At 69.1% G+C, this 18151-nt stretch carries 17 protein-coding genes; 13 read left to right on the plus strand and 4 right to left on the minus strand.

The annotated features are described in order from the left end of the window. Window positions 1-58: 58 nt before the first annotated feature. The 4 genes from I7S92_RS08175 to I7S92_RS08190 all read left to right on the plus strand — a co-directional run bounded on the left by I7S92_RS08175 (window position 59) and on the right by I7S92_RS08190 (window position 4590). A complete protein-coding gene (locus I7S92_RS08175) occupies window positions 59-952 on the plus strand; it encodes a phosphoadenosine phosphosulfate reductase (protein ID WP_197642997.1) in 894 nt (297 codons plus the stop codon). A gap of 109 nt (window positions 953-1061) precedes the next feature. Beyond that, window positions 1062-2102, plus strand: coding sequence for a dihydroorotase (gene pyrC, locus I7S92_RS08180; protein ID WP_197642998.1), 1041 nt, complete (start codon window positions 1062-1064; stop codon window positions 2100-2102). An 85-nt stretch (window positions 2103-2187) separates the two neighbouring features. After that, a complete protein-coding gene (locus I7S92_RS08185) occupies window positions 2188-2865 on the plus strand; it encodes an orotate phosphoribosyltransferase (protein ID WP_197642999.1) in 678 nt (225 codons plus the stop codon). A 216-nt stretch (window positions 2866-3081) separates the two neighbouring features. After that, window positions 3082-4590: a replicative DNA helicase gene (locus I7S92_RS08190; protein WP_386002853.1), complete on the plus strand. Its 1509-nt coding sequence runs from the start codon at window positions 3082-3084 to the stop codon at window positions 4588-4590. 92 nt (window positions 4591-4682) lie between these two features. Here I7S92_RS08190 and I7S92_RS08195 read toward each other — a convergent pair whose 3' ends face one another. Beyond that, entirely contained in the window at window positions 4683-6602 is a 1920-nt protein-coding gene (locus I7S92_RS08195) for a heavy metal translocating P-type ATPase (protein WP_197643000.1), read from the minus strand. Between the two features lie 122 nt (window positions 6603-6724). On the opposite strand from I7S92_RS08195, the gene alr reads away from it, so the two are divergent. The 9 genes from alr to I7S92_RS08240 all read left to right on the plus strand — a co-directional run bounded on the left by alr (window position 6725) and on the right by I7S92_RS08240 (window position 14591). Further along, window positions 6725-7774 carry an alanine racemase gene (alr, locus tag I7S92_RS08200; protein WP_197643001.1) on the plus strand — a complete coding sequence of 350 codons (1050 nt, stop codon included), beginning with the start codon at window positions 6725-6727 and terminating at the stop codon, window positions 7772-7774. Next, the gene (locus tag I7S92_RS08205) at window positions 7771-8547 is read left to right on the plus strand and encodes an MlaE family ABC transporter permease (protein WP_197643002.1); all 777 of its coding nucleotides are present in this window, start codon (window positions 7771-7773) and stop codon (window positions 8545-8547) included. Before alr ends, I7S92_RS08205 begins: the two co-directional genes overlap by 4 nt. Further along, window positions 8544-9290 (plus strand): ABC transporter ATP-binding protein, encoded by a 747-nt coding sequence (locus I7S92_RS08210; protein WP_197643003.1) that lies wholly within the window; start codon window positions 8544-8546, stop codon window positions 9288-9290. The genes I7S92_RS08205 and I7S92_RS08210 overlap by 4 nt, the downstream gene beginning before the upstream one ends. 83 nt (window positions 9291-9373) lie before the next feature. Then, window positions 9374-9805, plus strand: a complete 432-nt coding sequence (locus I7S92_RS08215; RefSeq protein WP_197643004.1) for a paraquat-inducible protein A — start codon at window positions 9374-9376, stop codon at window positions 9803-9805. A gap of 104 nt (window positions 9806-9909) precedes the next feature. Next, window positions 9910-11265 carry a DNA repair protein RadA gene (radA, locus tag I7S92_RS08220; RefSeq protein ID WP_197643005.1) on the plus strand — a complete coding sequence of 452 codons (1356 nt, stop codon included), beginning with the start codon at window positions 9910-9912 and terminating at the stop codon, window positions 11263-11265. 32 nt (window positions 11266-11297) lie between these two features. Continuing rightward, complete coding sequence (locus tag I7S92_RS08225; RefSeq protein ID WP_197643006.1) at window positions 11298-11924, plus strand: CvpA family protein; 627 nt, start codon at window positions 11298-11300, stop codon at window positions 11922-11924. Window positions 11925-12021: 97 nt separating this feature from the next. Further along, the gene (gene purF / locus I7S92_RS08230; protein WP_197643007.1) at window positions 12022-13485 is read left to right on the plus strand and encodes an amidophosphoribosyltransferase; all 1464 of its coding nucleotides are present in this window, start codon (window positions 12022-12024) and stop codon (window positions 13483-13485) included. After that, complete coding sequence (locus I7S92_RS08235; protein ID WP_197643008.1) at window positions 13482-13850, plus strand: iron chaperone; 369 nt, start codon at window positions 13482-13484, stop codon at window positions 13848-13850. Before purF ends, I7S92_RS08235 begins: the two co-directional genes overlap by 4 nt. A 72-nt stretch (window positions 13851-13922) precedes the next feature. After that, complete coding sequence (locus I7S92_RS08240) at window positions 13923-14591, plus strand: SDR family NAD(P)-dependent oxidoreductase (RefSeq protein ID WP_197643009.1); 669 nt, start codon at window positions 13923-13925, stop codon at window positions 14589-14591. Between the two features lie 57 nt (window positions 14592-14648). Here I7S92_RS08240 and I7S92_RS08245 read toward each other — a convergent pair whose 3' ends face one another. Genes I7S92_RS08245 through I7S92_RS08255 form a run of 3 tightly spaced genes read right to left on the minus strand, consistent with a single transcriptional unit; the run spans window position 14649 to window position 18149 of the window. Further along, a complete protein-coding gene (locus tag I7S92_RS08245; RefSeq protein WP_197643010.1) occupies window positions 14649-15755 on the minus strand; it encodes a cystathionine gamma-lyase in 1107 nt (368 codons plus the stop codon). 3 nt (window positions 15756-15758) lie between these two features. Then, window positions 15759-16658 (minus strand): NAD(P)-dependent oxidoreductase, encoded by a 900-nt coding sequence (locus I7S92_RS08250; RefSeq protein WP_197643011.1) that lies wholly within the window; start codon window positions 16656-16658, stop codon window positions 15759-15761. A gap of 60 nt (window positions 16659-16718) precedes the next feature. Beyond that, window positions 16719-18149, minus strand: coding sequence for an aldehyde dehydrogenase family protein (locus tag I7S92_RS08255; RefSeq protein WP_197643012.1), 1431 nt, complete (start codon window positions 18147-18149; stop codon window positions 16719-16721). Window positions 18150-18151 lie beyond the last annotated feature (2 nt).

The following is an 18151-nucleotide window of genomic DNA, read 5'->3' on the forward strand; positions in this document are numbered from 1 at the left end:
GCCCCATTGTGAGCAGGTAAGAGTGCGAATTTTGACCAGTCATTGAAGGCCGATAGCCATGTCCGATCCGAACGCGCCTCCTGAATGGCAGCGCGCCATGCTTTCGATTGCCGAGGGCGATGGCGACTTCCTGCCGCTGGGTGACCGGCATTATGCCTTCTTCGCGGAAGAACGGCCGCTCCTTCTGGTGACCTTCGAGGATGCCGCCGCCCTGCGCGAGCGGCCGGACAACCTGCCCGAATTCTATCAGATGGCCAGGGCGAGGGGCTGGTCGCTCCTGACCGTCCTGTCGGAGGGCGAGAGCTGGTGGCGCGATCCGGCGGTGTTCCGCTATTTCGACCGGCTGGCCGACGACGGGTTCCTGGAGGATTTCGACCGGGTGGTGTTCTACGGCGCAGGGCCATCGGGCTATGCGGCGGCGGCCTATTCGATCACGGCGCCGGGGGCCGAGCTGGTGCTGGTCGCGCCGCGCGCCACGCTGGACCCCGCGCTCGCGGGCTGGGACGAGCGCCACCGCAGCGCGCGGCGGCTGAACTTCCGCAGCCGCTATGGCTATGCGCCGGACATGACGGAAAGCGCGTCCCGGGTCTGGCTGATCCACGATCCGCTGCACCGGCCCGATGCGATGCATGCGGCCCTGTTCCAGCGCCCCTGGGTCACGCCGCTGCGCGCCCGCTATACCGGCGAGGGCACCGAGGACACGCTGAAGGAGATGCGCATCCTGGACCGGATCCTGGAGGCGGCGATGGAGGGCAAGTTCTCGGCCGAATATTTCTCGTGGCTCTGGCGCGGGCGGCGGTCGAACGGCAGCTACCTGCGCACGATCCTGGCGGCGGCGCGGCTGCAGGGCCGGCGCCGGCGCGAGATCATGATCTGCCGCTCGGTCACCTCGCGGCTGAACGCGCCGCGCTACGCCCGCCGCCTGGCCGAGCTGACCGGGGGCTATGACTGATCACTCGCCGTAGCCGTCGGCGATCCGGTCCAGCCGGGCGGCCGCGATCCTTGCAGGATGGACCCTGATGCCACTGGAAACGGGGGCGGGTTTGCGTTACCTGCGCCCCATGCAAGCGATCACCCTGCCCCGCCCCGACGACTGGCACCTGCACCTGCGCGACGGCGCGATGCTGCAGGCCGTGCTGCCGGAAACCGCGCGCCATTTCGCCCGCGCGATCATCATGCCGAACCTGGTGCCGCCGGTGGTGACGCTGGCCGATGCGACGGCCTACCGCGAGCGGATCCTGGCGGCGCTGCCCGGGGAGATGGGTTTCGATCCCCTGATGACGCTCTACCTGACCGAGGGCACCGACCCCGCGGACGTGGAGCGGGCGGCGGCCTCGGGTCTGGTGAAGGCGGTGAAGCTGTATCCGGTGGGGGCGACGACCAATTCGCACTCGGGCGTGCGGGACCTGGCGAAGGTGATGCCGGTGCTGGAGCGGATGGCGGCGATCGGCCTGCCCTTGTGCACCCATGGCGAGGTGACGGACCCAGAGGTCGACATCTTCGACCGCGAGGCGGTGTTCATCGACACGGTCCTCGACCCGCTGCGCCGCCGGTTGCCGGAGCTGCGGGTGGTGATGGAGCATATCACCACCGAGGAAGGCGCCGCCTATGCCGCCGAGGGTGGCGAGAATCTGGCCGCCACGATCACCACGCATCACCTGATCATCAACCGCAACCACATCCTCGCCGGGGGCATCAGGCCGCATTATTACTGCCTGCCGGTCGCCAAGCGCGAGAAGCACCGGCTGGCGCTGCGCAGGGCCGCGACCTCCGGAAGCCCGCGCTATTTCCTCGGCACCGACTCGGCGCCGCATGTCGACGCGCTGAAGGAACATGCCTGCGGCTGCGCGGGCTGCTTCACGGCGACCAATACGCTGAGCCTGCTGGCGCATGTGTTCGAGGAGGAGGGGGCGCTGGACCGGCTGGAGGGCTTTGCCTCGCGCAACGGCCCGGCCTTCTACCGCCTGCCGGTGAACGCGGGCGAGATCCGGCTGGAGAAGCGGGCCGAGCCTTGCGTCTGGCCGGCGAAGATCGTCTCGGACACCGGCCCCGTCACCGTCTTCGACCCCGGCTTCCCCGTGTACTGGCACGTTCTCCCCTGACCCGCTCCTCGATGACTTCGTCACTCGTCGCCATCGCGAGGAGGAGACGAAGTCGAACGACGAGCCCCTCCGAAAGGACCCGCGCATGATCCCCTCGACCTTCCCGCCGAAAGCGGAAATCGCCCGTCTCGCCGCCCGCGCGCTTCTGGAGATCAAGGCGGTGCATTTCAACGCCGAGACGCCGTTCACGCTGGCCTCGGGCCTGCCCTCGCCGACCTACATCGACTGCCGCAAGCTGATCAGCTATCCGCGCATCCGCTCGACCCTGATGGATTTCCTCGCCGTCACGGTGATGCGCGAGGCGGGGTTCGAGGCTTTTGACAACATCGCCGGCGGCGAGACGGCGGGCATCCCCTTCGCGGCGCTGGTGGCCGAACGGCTGGCGCTGCCGATGACCTATGTGCGCAAGAAGCCCAAGGGCTACGGCCGCAACGCCCGGATCGAGGGCGCGATGACCGAGGGCCAGCGCGTCCTGCTGGTCGAGGACCTGACCACCGACGGCGGCTCGAAACTGAGCTTCGTCGATGCGATCCGCGAGACCGGGGCCACCTGCGGCCATACGGCGGTGATCTTCTACTACGGCATTTTTCCCGATACCGAGGCGAAGCTCGGCGCGCATGGGGTGAAGCTGCACCATCTCTGCACCTGGTGGGATGTGCTGGCCGAGGCTCGGGCGCAAGGCGCGTTCGACGCGGGCACGCTGGCCGAGGTCGAAAGCTTCCTGAAGGCGCCGCGCGCCTGGCAGGAGGCCCGCAAGGGCTGATTCCTCCCCTTTCCGCATCGCGCAGCGCCGGGAAGGCTTCCACCAAGGCCTGCCACGGCTCCAAGGGCTAGCTTGGCGCTTCATCCGAGGGGCAAGATGTGGTAGGCTCAATCTTGTGGATAAGCGGCTTATGCACAGCTTTCCCCCAACCCATTCCACCGCAGGACGTGCTAGGCGGTGGGCACCAAAAAGCAGACAAGACGGCAGAGGGCAGAAATGACCGAGATCACCGCACTGAGGCCGATGGTTCCGGCCGCAGCCCCGGCTGCGTCCGAGGCCGAGGTCCTGCCGCACAACATCGAGGCCGAACAGCAGCTGCTGGGCGCGATCCTGACCAACAACGAGGTCTTCGACCGGATCTCCAGCCTGGTGAAGGCCGAGCATTTCTTCGACCCCGTGCACCAGCGCATCTTCCAGGTCGCGGCGGCGCGGATCCAGAAGAACGCGCTGGCCTCTCCCGTCACGCTGAAGGCGTTTCTCGAGGATGATCCGGGGCTGAAGGAACTGGGCGGGCCGGCCTATCTGGTGCGCCTCGCCGGGGCGGCGATCTCGGCCTATGCGGCGCGCGACTATGCGCAGATGGTCTATGACCTGGCGGTGCGGCGCGAGCTGATCCAGCTCGGCCGCGACATCGCGGCGCAGGCGGCCAAGGTCGAGGTGGCGTCCGAGCCGAAGGACCAGATCATCGAGGCGGAACAGCGGCTTTACAAGCTGGGCGAGCAGGGCGTCGCGGAGCGCGGATTCCAGAGCTTTCTCAAGGCCGTGACCGACGCGGTGAACGTGGCGAACGCCGCCTACCAGCGTGACGGCGGCCTGGCGGGGATTTCGACCGGGCTGGTCGACATGGACAAGAAGCTGGGGGGACTGCACCCCTCGGACCTCCTGATCCTTGCGGGGCGTCCGTCGATGGGCAAGACCTCGCTGGCCACCAACATCGCCTTCAACATCGTCAAGGCCTACAAGCGCGGCCGGCTGCCCGACGGGACCGAAGGCGCGGTCGAGGGCGGCGCGGTCGGGTTCTTCAGCCTGGAGATGAGCGCCGAACAGCTGGCGGCGCGGATCCTGTCGGAAGCGGCCGAGGTGCCCTCGGAACAGATCCGGCGCGGCGACATGACGGAACAGGAATTCCGCCGTTTCGTCGAGGCGGCCAAGGCGCTGGAAGCCTGCCCGCTCTACATCGACGACACCCCTGCCCTGCCGATCAGCCAGGTCGCCGCCCGGGCGCGGCGGCTGAAGCGGACGCATGGCCTGGATGTGCTGATCATCGACTACCTGCAGCTGCTGAAGGGCTCGTCCAAGGACAACCGGGTCCAGGAGGTCAGCGAGATCACGCAAGGCCTGAAGGCGATCGCGAAGGAGCTGAACATCCCCGTGATCGCCCTGTCGCAGTTGAGCCGTGCCGTCGAAAGCCGCGACGACAAGCGGCCGCAGCTGTCCGACCTGCGGGAATCGGGCTCGATCGAACAGGACGCCGACGTGGTCATGTTCGTCTTCCGCGAGGAATACTACCGCGAGCGGGAGAAGCCCGGCGACCACGAACTGGAGAAGATGGCGCAGTGGCAGGCGCTGATGGAATCGGTGCACGGCAAGGCCGAGGTCATCATCGGCAAGCAGCGCCACGGGCCGATCGGCACGGTGGAACTCTCGTTCGAGGGCCGGTTCACCCGCTTCGGCAACCTGGCGAAGCCCTGGCAGGGCTCGGGCGGGCCGGACGTGGGGTTCTGAGGACGGCGGAGGAAGGTGCGCTGTAGCGCACCCTACGGCGACCGGGGAAAGGTGCGCCTGGGGGACGGCGGGAAGGTGCGCTGTAGCGCACCCTACGCGGGGGACCGGGTGCGGATCGGGTCGGCGAGAAGGCGCAGGCCGTTCAGCACGACGAGAAGCGTCCCGCCCTCATGCCCGATCACCGCCAGGGGCAGCGGCAGCTCGAAGAAGAGGCCGCCGACGACGAGCACCACCATCGCGCCAAGGGCCAGCGTGAGGTTCTGCCGGATGATCCGCGCGGTCCGGCGGGCGAGCGCCTGGGCGGCGGCGAGCTTGCGCAGGTCCTCGGCCATCAGCGCCACATCGGCGGCCTGAAGCGCCACCTCGCTGCCCGCGACGCCCATGGCGACGCCGACATCGGCCCGCGCCAGGGCCGCGGCATCGTTCACCCCGTCGCCGATGAAGGCCACCCGGCCGCGCGCGGCGGCCTCGTTCACCAGCTTGACCTTGTCGGCCGGCAGGAGGGCGGCGTGGATCTCCCCGGCTGCCAGGCCAAGGCCCATGCCGATCCGCTCGGCCACCGGGCGGCGGTCGCCGGTCATCATCAGGATTTCGGCGCCGCTGGCCTTGAGCGCGGCCAGGGCGGGGGCGGAGGTGGCGCGCGGCTCGTCCGCGACGGTCACCGCGCCAAGGACCCGCGCGCCGCGCCCCATGAGGACCAGCGTCTCGGCCCCGGTCTCCATCGCCTGGAAGTCGGGCGGCATCGCGGCCCCGACGCGGGCCAGCATCCTGGCGTTGCCGGCCCAGAGCGGCCCGCCCGCGTCCCAGCCGGTGATTCCCTCGGAGGGGAAGGAGCGCATGTCGCTGATCCGGGCGGGGGTGACGCCGCGCCGGGCGGCCTCGCGCAGGATTGCAGCGGCGATCGGGTGTTCGGAATGGGCCTCGAGCCCGGCGATCAGCGCCAGGAACTCCGCCTCGCCGCCGTCAAGGGCGTGCAGGCCGGTCACGGCCGCCTCGCCGGTGGTCAGCGTGCCGGTCTTGTCGAAGGCATAGGTCCGGACCTCGGCCAGCCCTTCCAGCGCGGCACCGCCCTTGAACAGCACCCCCCCGCGCGCCGCCGCCGACAGCGCCGAAAGGATCGCGGCCGGGACCGAGATCACCACGGCGCAGGGGCTGGCCGCGACCAGGACCGTCGCCGCGCGGTAAAGCGCCTCGCCCCCCGGCAGGCCCCAGAGCCGGAAGCCGACGAAGGACAGGGCCGAGCCCAGGAGGACGAAGATCGTGTAGCGCTGGCCGAACCAGTCGGAGAAGCGTTCCGAAGGCGAGCGCATCGCCTGCGCCTCGGTCACGAGGCGGATCATCTGCGCGACCGTGCTGGTGGCGAGCGGGCGCAGCACCTCGACGGTGAGGATGCCGTCCAGGTTCACCGTCGCCTCATGCACCGGATTGCCCAGTTCCTTGCGGACGGGCAGCGATTCGCCGGTCACGGTGCTTTCGTCCATATGACCCGAGCCCGCGACGACCCTTCCGTCGACCGGAACCCGCGCGCCGGGCCGCAGGATCACCCGGTCGCCGGGGACCAGCGCCTCGACCGCGACCTCCTCGACCCCGCCGGGCCCCTCGCGCAGCGCGGTTTCCGGGCGCAACTGCATCAGCGCCTCGACCGAGCGGCGGGCCTTGCCCATGGCGCGGTGCTCCAGCGTCTGCGAAAGCGAGAAGAGCGCCAGCAGCACCGCTCCTTCCAGGAAGGCGCCCACCGCAGCGGCGGCCAGGGCGGCGACCACCATCAGGAGGTCGATGTCGAGCTTGCGGTCCTGCCACAGCTCCTCCAGGGCCGAGCGGGCGGCGGGCAGACCCCCGGTCAGGAAGGCGAGGAGGAGCGCGGTCCAGGTCAGGCCGGGCGGCAGCGGCTGGAGGAAGGCGTCGACCGTTGCGATGGTCAGGCCGACCCAGCACAGGACGGTCAGGTAAAGCCGCGCGTTCTCGCCCTCGTGGGCATGGCTGTGTGCGTGGCTGTGTCCGGCGGTGGTCAAGACCGACTCTCCGACATGGCTGATGCGGGGCTACACTCGCCCGGCGGCACGGAAAGGACAAGGGCAGGCGGCGCGGCTGAATTTCCCTTGACCCCGCGACCGGCCCGGCCGAAACAGCGGGCATGTCGACTGCAACCCTCACGATTGACCTTGATGCGATAGCCGCGAACTGGCGTTCCCTGGACCGGATGACCGGCCCGGGCGTGCAGACGGCGGCGGTGGTGAAGGCCGATGCCTATGGGCTGGGCGTGACGCGGGTGGCGCGCGCGCTGGCCCATGCGGGCGCGCGGCGGTTCTTCGTGGCCTATGCCGAGGAAGGGGCCGCGGTGCGCCAGGCGTTGGGGCCCGGGCCGCAGGTTGCAGTGCTTTCGGGCCATATGGCGGGCGATACCGAGATGATCCACGACCTGGATCTGACGCCGATGCTGAACAGCCTGGAGCAGATCACCCGGCATCTGGAGGCCCTGCCCGGCCATGCCTTCGGGGTGCAGCTGGACACCGGCATGAACCGGCTGGGCGTCGAGATGCTGGAATGGCAGGCGGTGGCACCGATCCTGCTGGAGGCGGGGCCGGAGCTTCTGATGAGCCACCTCGCCTGCGCCGATGAGTCGCAGCATCCGCTGAACGAGGCGCAGCTTGCCACCTTCCATGCGATGACCGACGGCACCGGCCTGCCGCGCAGCCTGGCCGCGACGGGGGGGATCCTTCTCGGCCCGCGCTATCACTTCGACCTGACGCGCCCCGGCGTCGGCCTCTTCGGCGGCCTGCCGCATGTGGCCGCGCATCCGGTGGTCACGCTCTCGCTGCCGGTGATCCAGACCCGCGAAGTCGAGCCCGGCGAGGCGGTGGGCTATGGCTGCACCTGGGTGGCCGAGCGGCCCTCGGTGATCGCCACGGTCGGCGGCGGCTATGCCGACGGGCTGCCGCGCACGCTGTCGAACAAGGCGCGGCTCTGGGACGGCGACACGCCCTGCCCGCTGGTCGGGCGGGTGTCGATGGACCTGATCACGGTCGACATCACCCATCTGCCGGAAGTGCCGCGCAGCCTGGACATCCTGGGCCCGCATCAGGGCGTGGACGCGCTGGCGGAGGTGGGCGGCACCATCGGCTACGAGATGCTGACCTCGCTCGGCCGCCGCTACCAGCGCCGCCATCAGGAGCGCGGCGCGTGACCGCAGCCTTCGGCGCCCTCGGCCGCCCGGTGCTGCAGGCGCTGGCCGCCCTGGGACGGGTGGCGCTCTTCGCCGCAAGCGTGCTGGGCCACATCCTGCGCCCGCCCTTCTACCTGCGCGAGCTGGGGCTGGCGGTGCTGCAGATCGGCTGGTTCTCGCTGCCCGTGGTCGGGCTGACCGCGATCTTCACCGGCGGCGCGCTGGCCTTGCAGATCTATGCCGGCGGGTCGCGCTTCAACGCCGAATCCGTGGTGCCCTCGATCGTCGCCATCGGCATGACGCGGGAACTGGGGCCGGTGCTGGGCGGGCTGATGGTGGCTGCGCGGGTGGCCTCCTCCATCGCGGCCGAGATCGGCACGATGAAGGTGACGGAACAGATCGACGCTTTGGTGACGCTGTCGACCAACCCGCTGAAATACCTCGCCGTTCCGCGCGTGCTGGCCGCGACGCTGGCGATGCCGGTGCTGGTCGCGGCGGGCGACGCCATCGGGATCATGGGCGGCTGGCTGGTGGGGATCACGCGGCTGGATTTCAACTCGGCCGCCTATCTGAAGAACACGGTCGATTTCCTGGAAGGCTGGGACGTCGGCTCGGGCCTCGTCAAGGGCGCGGTCTTCGGCTTCATCGTGGCGCTGATGGGCTGCTACCACGGGATGAACTCGGCGCGCGGCGCGCAGGGCGTGGGGGCGGCGACGAAGGCGGCGGTGGTCTCGGCCTCGGTCCTGATCCTGGCCGCGAACTATGTCCTGACCGAGGTCTTCTTCACCACATGATCGAGCTGCGCGAGGTCCACAAGCATTTCGGCGCGAACCGGGTCCTGCAGGGGGTGAACCTGACGGTGGCCTCGGGCAGCTCGATGGTGATCATCGGCGGCTCGGGGACGGGCAAGTCGGTGCTGCTGAAATGCATCCTGGGGCTGGTGCGGCACGATTCCGGCGCGATCACCCTGGACGGGCAGGACGTGACGGCGGGCGACCGCGACGCCTTCCTGTCGCGCTTCGGGATGCTGTTCCAGGGCGGGGCCTTGTTCGACTCGCTGCGGGTCTGGGAGAATGTCGCCTTCCGGCTGGTCCGGGGCGCCAGGCCGCTGCCGAAGGCGCAGGCCCGCGAGGTGGCGGTCGAGAAACTGCGCCGCGTCGGGCTGAAGCCCGAGGTGGCCGACCTCTACCCCGCCGAACTGTCGGGCGGCATGCAGAAACGCGTGGGCCTCGCCCGCGCCATCGCGGCGGAACCGGAGATCATCTTCTTCGACGAGCCGACCACCGGCCTCGACCCGATCATGGCCGGCGTCATCAACGAACTGATCCGCGAGATCGTGACCGAGATGGGCGCGACGGCGATGACCATCACCCATGACATGACCTCGGTCCGGGCGATCGCCGACAACGTGGCGATGCTGCACGGCGGCGTGATCCGCTGGACCGGCCCGGTCTCGGAACTGGACAGGACGCCAGATGCCTACGTCCAGCAGTTCATCCACGGAAGGGCGGAAGGGCCGATCGAGAGCGTGCGCTGACCTGCCCTTCCTCTTGGGCAAAATACTCCACGGGGGTCCGGGGGGGGGGGTGAACCCCCCGGTCCGACGCCAGTCACGGAGGGATGCCGTTGAAGTACCTGAACCTCACGCTCCTCCTCCTCTTCCCCATCGCCTGGTTCGCCCCCCTCCTGCGCGCCGCGATCCTGCCGATCTTCGGGATGGACGAGATCAGCGTGATCACCGGACTCCAGTCCCTCTGGGAATCCGACGCCGCGCTCGCCCTTCTCGTCACCTTCCTTGCGGTCTTCGCGCCCTATGCCAAGACCATCGGGCTGGCGCTCCTGCACTGGAACCTCCTGTCGCCGCGCGTGCTTCCGGCGCTGGAGGTCCTGGGCAAGCTCGCCATGGCCGATGTCTTCCTGGTTGCGCTCTATGTGGTCATCGCCAAGGGCGCAGGCATGGTGACGGTGGAAGTGGCCTGGGGGCTTTACCTCTTCACCGGCTGCGTGCTGGCCTCGGCGCTGATCTCCTGGCGGTCGAGGCGGGACGGCTGACCGGGGCGCGATTTCCGAACGGAAATCGTCCCGGAAATCGAACGATTTCCGGCGCGCACGCCCTGCCTTGATGCTGCCCAATATTCCCGGCATTGTCCCGCCTGATGAAACAGAGTGCCTCCTTCACCTGCTCGGCCTGCGGTGCGAGCCATCGCAAATGGGCAGGCAAATGCGATGCCTGCGGCGGCTGGAACACGATCGTCGAGGAGGCGCCGCTCTCCACCGGCCCCAGGGCGTTGGGGGCCAGGGGCCGCACGATCCCGCTTTCGGACCTTGCAACCGAGGAAGCGCCGCCCCCCCGCGCCTCCTCCGGCATCGACGAGCTGGACCGGGTGCTGGGCGGCGGGCTGGTCCCGGCCTCGGCCATCCTGGTCGGGGGCGATCCGGGGATCGGCAAGTCGACGCTCCTGTTGCAGGCCGCCGCAAGTTTCGCGCGCAGGGGGTTGAAATGCCTCTATATCTCGGGCGAGGAGGCCTCGGCCCAGGTCAGGATGCGGGCGCAACGGCTGGGGCTTTCCGATGCTCCGGTCGGCCTGGGGGCCGAGACCAACCTGCGCGACATCCTCACCACGCTCGATGCCGAGCGCCCGGCGCTGGCGGTGATCGACTCGATCCAGACCATGTGGCTGGACCAGGTCGAGGCGGCGCCCGGCTCGGTCTCCCAGGTCCGGGCGGCGGCGCATGAGCTGGTGACCTTCGCCAAGCGGCGCGGCGTGGCGGTGGTGCTGGTCGGCCATGTGACCAAGGAGGGCCAGATCGCCGGCCCGCGCGTGGTCGAGCACATGGTCGATACCGTGCTCTACTTCGAGGGCGAGCGTGGCCACCAGTTCCGCATCCTGCGCGCGGTGAAGAACCGCTTCGGCCCGGCCGACGAGATCGGCGTCTTCGAGATGACCGGCGGCGGCCTTGCGCAGGTCCCGAACCCCTCGGCCCTGTTCCTGGCCAACCGCGATCAGCCCGCCCCCGGCTCCGCCGTCTTCGCCGGGATCGAGGGCACGCGGCCGGTCCTGACCGAAATCCAGGCGCTTGTCGCCCCCTCCACCCTCGCCAGCCCGCGCCGGACGGTGGTGGGGCTGGACGGGGGCCGGGTCTCGACCATCCTTGCGGTGCTCGAGGCGCGGTGCGGCATTCCCTTCACCGGGCTGGACGTCTTCCTGAACGTGGCCGGCGGGCTGCGGGTCAGCGAGCCGGCGGCGGACCTCGCGGTAGCCGGGGCGCTTCTGTCGGCCCGGGAAGATGTGGCAATTCCGCCAGAAATGGTGCTTTTCGGGGAAATCAGCCTCTCGGGGGCCTTGCGTCCCGTGGGCCAGACGGAAAACAGATTGAAAGAGGCCAGCAAACTTGGTTTCTCACAGGCGACCTTGCCCTCGCAATCCAAGATCGAGGGCGGCGCGGGCATGCAGATCCGGGCGATGCCCAACCTGATCGCCTTCGTCGGCGAAATGTTCGGGGCGGGATAAGCCCATGCAAAAGAACGGAATGGGGACTGAAGATGGAAAACTTGACCGCGGTTGACGGTGGTGCGGCGCTCATCATCCTCGTCTCGGCGATCCTCGCCTTCTCGCGCGGGCTGGTGCGCGAGCTGATGGCGATCGTCGGCTGGATCGGCGCCGCCATCGCCGCCTATTACTTCGCCCCCGGGGTGCAGCCCCTGGTCAAGGAACTGCCGGTAGTGGGCGAGTTCCTCTCCGACAGCTGCGAGCTTTCGGTGGTCGCGGCCTTTGCCGGGGTCTTCGTGGTCGGCCTGATCGTGGCCGCACTCTTCACCCCGCTCTTTTCGGGTGCGGTGCAGCGGTCGGCGATCGGTGGCATCGACCAGGCGCTCGGCTTCCTCTTCGGCGTGGCGCGCGGCGTCCTGCTGATCGCGATCGCCTTCATCGTCTATGACCGGGTGCTGTCGGACCAGGCGATCCCGATGGTGGACAATTCGCGCACCGCGCTGGTCTTCGCCAATTTCCAGGCCCAGATCGACCAGAACATTCCCACCGACGCGCCAGGCTGGATCGTCGACCGCTACAACGACCTGACCAATATCTGCGCCACCGGCGCCGCACCCGAGCCCGCCACCCCGGCCCCGATCCCTGCCCCTGCCCCCGCCGCTCCGGCCACGAACGGGTGATCGGGCGGCAATCCGGCGTTTCAGGGCGTGACACTGCGACGCGGCTGACTTAAATCAGCCGCAACTGCCCTGAACGGCCAAGACAGGATTCGGACGTATGGCTCCTTTCCGCTCTCACCCCTTCGATGACGACAAGCTGAAGGAGGAATGCGGGATCTTCGGCGTCGTCGGTGTCGCCGATGCCTCGAACTTCGTGGCGCTTGGCCTGCATGCGCTGCAACACCGTGGGCAAGAGGCTGGCGGGATCGTCAGCTATCATCCCGACCACGGCTTCAACTCGGCCCGCCGCTTCGGCTATGTCCGCGACAACTTCACCAAGGCCGATGTGATGGACACCCTGCCCGGATCGCTGGCGATCGGGCATGTGCGCTATTCCACCGCCGGATCCAAGGGCGCGACCGCGATCCGCGACGTGCAGCCCTTCTTCGGCGAGTTCTCGATGGGCGGCTGCGCCATCGCCCACAACGGCAACCTGACCAATGCCGCGGCCCTGCGCCGCGAGTTGATCGAGCGCGGCTCGATCTTCCAGTCCTCCTCGGACTCGGAATGCATCATCCACCTGATGGCGCGCTCGATCCAGCAGAACCTTTCCGAACGCATCAAGGACGCGCTGCGCCGGGTCGAGGGCGCGTTCTCGGTGGTCGCCATGACGCGCACCAAGCTGATCGGCGTCCGCGATCCCCTTGGCGTGCGTCCCCTGGTGCTGGGCCGGCTTGGCGACCACGGCTGGGCGCTGTCCTCCGAGACCTGCGCGCTGGACATCATCGGCGCCGACTTCGTGCGCGAGATCGAGCCGGGCGAGATGGTGGTGATCGAGGGCAACAAGGTGAACTCCACCCGCCCCTTCGCCCCCGCGAAACCGCGCTTCTGCATCTTCGAGAACGTCTATTTCAGCCGCCCCGACAGCATCATCGGCGGCCGCTCGGTCTATGAGACCCGCCGCCAGATCGGCGTGGAACTCGCGCGCGAGGCCCCGGTGGACGCCGATCTCGTCTGCCCGGTGCCCGACAGCGGCACCCCGGCGGCCATCGGCTACAGCCAGGAAAGCGGCATTCCCTATGCGATGGGGATCATCCGCAACCAGTACATGGGCCGCACCTTCATCGAGCCCACCGACCACATCCGCAACATGGGCGTGCGGCTGAAGCTGAACGTCAACCGCGCGCTGATCAAGGGCAAGCGGGTGATCCTGGTCGACGACTCGGTCGTGCGCGGCACCACCAGCCGCAAGATCAAGGACATGATCCTGGAAGCGGGCGCGGCCGAGGTGCATTTCCGCATCGCCTCGCCCCCGACCGCCTGGCCCTGCTTCTACGGGGTCGACACGCCGGAACGCTCGAAACTCCTCGCCGCCACGATGAGCGAGGAGGAGATGCGCGACTGGATCGGGGTCGACTCCCTCAAGTTCATCTCGCTCGACGGCCTCTACCGCGCCGCCGGCGAGGCCGCGGGCCGCGATCCGGCCAACCCGAAGTTCTGCGACGCCTGCTTCTCCGGCGACTACCCGGTGGCCCCGTCCGACAAGATCGAGGAAGGCTTCCAGATGAAGGCGGCGGAGTGAGCGCAGAGGTTGCGGCCTATATCGCCGCCCTGCCCCCCGACCAGCGCGAGGCGCTGGCCGACCTTCGCGCCCGGCTCAAGGCGCTTCTTCCCGACCACATTGAGGTCATGTCCTACGCCATGCCCGGCTTCCGCCAGCCGGACCCGAAGGGCAGGATGGTCGCTGGCTACGCCGCCTTCGCGAAGCATCTCGGCCTTTACCCCCATTCCGGCAGCGTGATCCCGCAGATCGAGTGCGCGCCGTTCAAGGCCTCGAAATCCGGCGTCCTTTTCACGCCCGACCGACCGCTGCCGGATGCCCTGTTGAGAGCCATCATCGAAACCCGCCAGGCCGAGATCGCTGCGGGATATGGCCGCAAGGGCTGACGCACCCTTGCCCTTTCATCTTTGCCCAAATATCCCCGCCGGAGGCTCCGACGCCGCCAGAAGGACAAACGCATGACCCAGAAGATCGCCGCCAAAGTCGCTCTCGTCACCGGCGCCTCGCGCGGCCTTGGCTCCGCCCTCGCCGGACAACTCGCGCTCCGGGGCTGGCAGGTGGTGGCCGTGGCCCGCACCGTCGGCGGGCTCGAGGAGCTGGACGACCGGGTGAAGGCGGCGGGCCTGCCGGGGGCGGGCGGGCTGACGCTCGCGCCGATGGATGTGACCAAGGACGATGCGATGCGGCATCTCTGCCGAAGCATCCACGACCGCTGGGGCGGACTGGGGCTCTGGGTCCATGCCGCGATCCATGCCGCGCCGCTGGCCCCGGCCGGGCATCTCGACCAGAAGGACTGGGACAAGTCTCTGACCACCAACACCCGCGCCACCGGGATGCTGATCCCGATGGTCGAGCCGCTTCTGAAGGCGCATCGGGGCACGGCGCTGTTCCTCGATGATCCGCAGGCGGGAAAGCCCTTCTTCGGCTCCTATGGCGCGACCAAGGCGGCGCAGATCGCGCTGGCGCGAAGCTGGCAGGCCGAGAACGCGAAGCACGGCCCCCGCGTGGTGATCGCGACCCCGGCAGGCATGCCGACCGCGACCCGCGCCCGCTTCTTCCCCGGCGAGGACCGGACGAAGCTGGCCGATCCCCAGGCAGAGGCCGCCCGGATCATCGACGCGCTCTGAGCCGGGGTCAAATTCCTTCGAAGGAATTTGCAAATCCTTTCGAAAGGATTTGGCGCCCTACCCCGCCAGGGCACCCCTGATTCCGCGCCAAAGCTCCTCGACCGGCTCGATCCCGGCCGACAGGCGGATGAAGCCCTCGGGCACCGCATCGCCCCAGCGCGCCCGGCGCTCGGCCGAGGAATGGGTCGCGCCGAAGCTGGTGGATTGCGCCAGATAGGGACAGGCGGACAGGAACCGCTCGGCCACCCCGGCATCGGCCAGGGTGAAGCCGATCAGGAAGCCGCCGTTGGCCATCTGGCTGCCGACCAGCCGGTGCGAGACATCGCCCGGCAGGCCCGGATAGCGCAGCCCGCGCACGGCGGGATGGGCGGCCAACCGTTCGGCGATGGTCCCGGCCGAGGCGCACATCCGCTCCAGCCGCAGTTCCAGCGTCTCGAGCCCCCGGTGCAGGAGCCAGGCCTCGAAGGGCCCCAGCACCGCGCCGGAAAGCCGCCGCCAGTCGCCCACCCGGGCCATCAGCACCGGATCGCGCCCCGCGACATGGCCCGCCAAGAGGTCGGAATGGCCGCCGGGGGCCTTGGTGTCGGCGGCGACGACCAGGTCGGCGCCAAGGTCCAGCGGGCGCTGCAGGAAAGGGGTCATCGTGGTGTTGTCCACCACCACCCGCGCCCCCGCCGCACGGGCCCGCGCCGCGACCGCGCCTATGTCGCAGACCTCGAGACCGGGGTTCGACGGCGTTTCCATATAGACCAGCGCCGCCCCGGTGAAATCGGCCGTGTCATAGCCCGTGGTCGGCAGGAAATCCGCCGCGACGCCCAGCCCGCGCAGGAAATCCGTCGCCAGCACTCGGGTCACGTAGTAGCCGTCGGCGGGCAGGATCACCCGGTCGCCCGCCTTCAGGCAGGCGAAGAGCGCGGCCGAGATCGCGGCCATGCCCGAGGGGAAGGCGACGGTCTCGGCTTCCTCCAGCAGCGAGAGCTGCGCCTCGAGCTCGCTCCAGCCCGGATTGCCGGCGCGGGCATAGCCATAGGCCCCGGTGCCGTTCGCGGGCAGATGGAAGGTCGTGGCCGGGGTGATCGGCGGGGCGACCGGATCGCCGGGGGCGAGGCCCGCCTTGCGGTGGTGCAGAAGCCGCGCGGCGCGGCGGGCGTTGTCATCGTTCATGGGTCACTCCAGCCGGGCCGGAAAGCCGGGCGCGCGCAGGTCGGTGCCGAGAAGGTCCTCGAGCAGTCTGGCGATCATCGGCGACTGCGCCTCGCCGCCATAGGCCGCCTTCGCGGCGATATAGGTCTGGTGGGTGATCGAGGCGAGATCCAGCGGCACGCCGAATTCCTTGCCGAAGCCGAGGGCGAAGCCCAGGTCCTTCAGCGCCAGATCCACCGAGAAGGCGATATCGTAGGATCCGTTCAGGATCAGCGCGCCCTCGGTCTCGTGCACGAAGCTGTTGCCGGAGGAGGCCTGGATCGCCTGCCAGGACTGGCCGAGATCGAGCCCGCCGCGTTTGGCCAGCATCAGCGCCTCGGAGGTGGCCTTGAGATGGATGAAGGCCAGCATGTTGGTGATGACCTTGATCACCGCCGCAGACCCCAGCGGCCCCATGTGGAAGATGCGCTGGCCGAGGGTCGAGAGCGCCGGGCGGTGCATCTCGAAAAGCTCCCGCTCGCCGCCAACCAGCACCGTGATCTCGCCCCGCGCGGCGAGATGGACGCCGCCCGTCACCGGCGCCTCGAGAAGCCGCACCTCGCCGGTCCGCGCCAGGCCGGCGAGCCGCAACACGTCGTCGCGGCCGAGGGTGGAGTTCTCGATCCAGGTGGCGCCGGGTTTCAGGCCGGTCAGGAGTTCCGCCAGCACCGCCTCGGATGCGGCGGGGGAAGGCAGGCAGGTGAAGACATGGTCCACCTCGCCCGCCAGCGCCGTGACCGAGGGCGCAACCCGCGCCCCCAGCGCCGCCTGCCGTTCGGCAAGGGCGGGGTTGCGGTCATGGACGGTGACCGCGTGCCCGGCTTTCAGCAGGCTCGCCGCGAGATGGCCGCCCAGATTGCCAAGCCCGATATAGCCATAGCGCATCGTTTCCTCCCCGCGCCGATTTCCGGACGGAAATCGTGCCGAAATCCGTCCGGATTTCGGTCACTCTCCGTAGCCGACGATGCCCTTGACCTCGCAGAAGTCATGGATGCCCCAGTCGGCATATTCGCGGCCGTTGCCGGACTGCTTGTAGCCGCCGAAGGGCGCGGAGGTGTCCCAGTCGGGATAGTTCAGGTTCACGGTCCCGGCGCGCAGCTTGCGGGCCACCGGCTTCGCGTCCTCAACCGGACCGGCGATATAGGCGGCAAGGCCGTAGACCGTGTCGTTGGCCTGCCGGATCGCGTCCTCGATCGAGTCGTAGGGCTGGATCGCCAGCACCGGGCCGAAGATCTCCTCCTTCGAGATGGTCATCGAATTGACCACATCGCCGAAGACCGTGGGCCGCACGAACCAGCCGCGGTTCAGGTCCGCCGGCCGGCCCACGCCGCCGGTGACCAGGGTCGCGCCCTCGTCGATGCCGGCCTGGATCAGGCGCTGCACCTTATCGAACTGGAGTTTCGAGACCAGCGGGCCAAGGACGGTGGCCTCGTCGCGCGGATCGCCGGTGACGATCGCCTCGGCGGCCTCCTTCGCGGCGGCCAGCGCCTCGGCCTGCCGGGCGCGGGGCACCAGCATCCGGGTCGGCGCGTCGCAGGACTGGCCGGTGTTCGACATCACCGCGTTGACGCCCGCCGCCACCGCCTCGGCGATGTCGGCGGTGGGCAGGATGATGTTCGGGCTCTTGCCGCCCAGTTCCTGCGCCACGCGCTTCACCGTGGGGGCGGCGGCGGCGGCGATGGCGGTCCCGGCGCGGGTCGAGCCGGTGAAGGAGACCATGTCGACCTCCGGGTGCTCCGACATCCGCGCGCCGACCTCGGGACCCGCGCCGTGAACCAGGTTGAAGACACCGGGCGGCACGCCCGCATCATGCAGCACCTGCGCGAAGAGCGTGCCGGACAGGGGCGCGATCTCCGACGGTTTCAGCACCATGGTGCAGCCCGCGATCAGCGCCGGGGCGACCTTGCAGGCGATCTGGTTCATCGGCCAGTTCCAGGGCGTGATCAGCGAGCAGACGCCGATCCCCTCGTAGACGATCCGGGTCGAACCCCGGTTGTATTCCCAGACCATCTCCTCGGCGGCCTTGATCGTCGCCTCGATATGGACCTGGCCGGCCCAGGCCTGGGCATTGCGCGCCCAGGTGATCGGCGCGCCCATCTCGGTCGACATCACTTGCGCGAAATCCTCGTAGCGCGCGTTGTAGACCTCGAGAATCCGCTTCACCAGCGCGATGCGGTCCTTGACCGGAGTATAGGTCCAGCCGTCGAAGGCCGCGCGGGCGGCCATGATGGCGCGGTCGGCGTCCTCGCGGTTGCCCATGGCGACCTCGCAGACGATCTCCTCGGTCGCAGGGTTCTCCACCCCGAGGCGTGCGGTCGAGACCGGATCGACCCACTGGCCATTGATGTAGAATTTCAGCATGTTGGCGGGGATCATTG

The organism is Tabrizicola soli, assembly GCF_015999335.1.
In the GTDB taxonomy this organism is placed as follows: Bacteria; Pseudomonadota; Alphaproteobacteria; order Rhodobacterales; family Rhodobacteraceae; genus Tabrizicola; species Tabrizicola soli.

What these genes read in the sequence shown, in the direction of transcription:
- I7S92_RS08175 (WP_197642997.1), top strand. Translation starts at nt 59, where the DNA reads ATGTCCGATCCGAACGCGCCTCCTGAATGGCAGCGCGCCATGCTTTCG.
- pyrC (WP_197642998.1), top strand. Translation starts at nt 1,062, where the DNA reads ATGCAAGCGATCACCCTGCCCCGCCCCGACGACTGGCACCTGCACCTG.
- I7S92_RS08185 (WP_197642999.1), top strand. Translation starts at nt 2,188, where the DNA reads ATGATCCCCTCGACCTTCCCGCCGAAAGCGGAAATCGCCCGTCTCGCC.
- I7S92_RS08190 (WP_386002853.1), top strand. Translation starts at nt 3,082, where the DNA reads ATGACCGAGATCACCGCACTGAGGCCGATGGTTCCGGCCGCAGCCCCG.
- alr (WP_197643001.1), top strand. Translation starts at nt 6,725, where the DNA reads ATGTCGACTGCAACCCTCACGATTGACCTTGATGCGATAGCCGCGAAC.
- I7S92_RS08210 (WP_197643003.1), top strand. Translation starts at nt 8,544, where the DNA reads ATGATCGAGCTGCGCGAGGTCCACAAGCATTTCGGCGCGAACCGGGTC.
- I7S92_RS08215 (WP_197643004.1), top strand. Translation starts at nt 9,374, where the DNA reads ATGCCGTTGAAGTACCTGAACCTCACGCTCCTCCTCCTCTTCCCCATC.
- radA (WP_197643005.1), top strand. Translation starts at nt 9,910, where the DNA reads ATGAAACAGAGTGCCTCCTTCACCTGCTCGGCCTGCGGTGCGAGCCAT.
- I7S92_RS08225 (WP_197643006.1), top strand. Translation starts at nt 11,298, where the DNA reads ATGGAAAACTTGACCGCGGTTGACGGTGGTGCGGCGCTCATCATCCTC.
- purF (WP_197643007.1), top strand. Translation starts at nt 12,022, where the DNA reads ATGGCTCCTTTCCGCTCTCACCCCTTCGATGACGACAAGCTGAAGGAG.
- I7S92_RS08240 (WP_197643009.1), top strand. Translation starts at nt 13,923, where the DNA reads ATGACCCAGAAGATCGCCGCCAAAGTCGCTCTCGTCACCGGCGCCTCG.
- I7S92_RS08245 (WP_197643010.1), bottom strand. Translation starts at nt 15,755, where the DNA reads ATGAACGATGACAACGCCCGCCGCGCCGCGCGGCTTCTGCACCACCGC.
- I7S92_RS08250 (WP_197643011.1), bottom strand. Translation starts at nt 16,658, where the DNA reads ATGCGCTATGGCTATATCGGGCTTGGCAATCTGGGCGGCCATCTCGCG.
- I7S92_RS08255 (WP_197643012.1), bottom strand. Translation starts at nt 18,149, where the DNA reads ATGATCCCCGCCAACATGCTGAAATTCTACATCAATGGCCAGTGGGTC.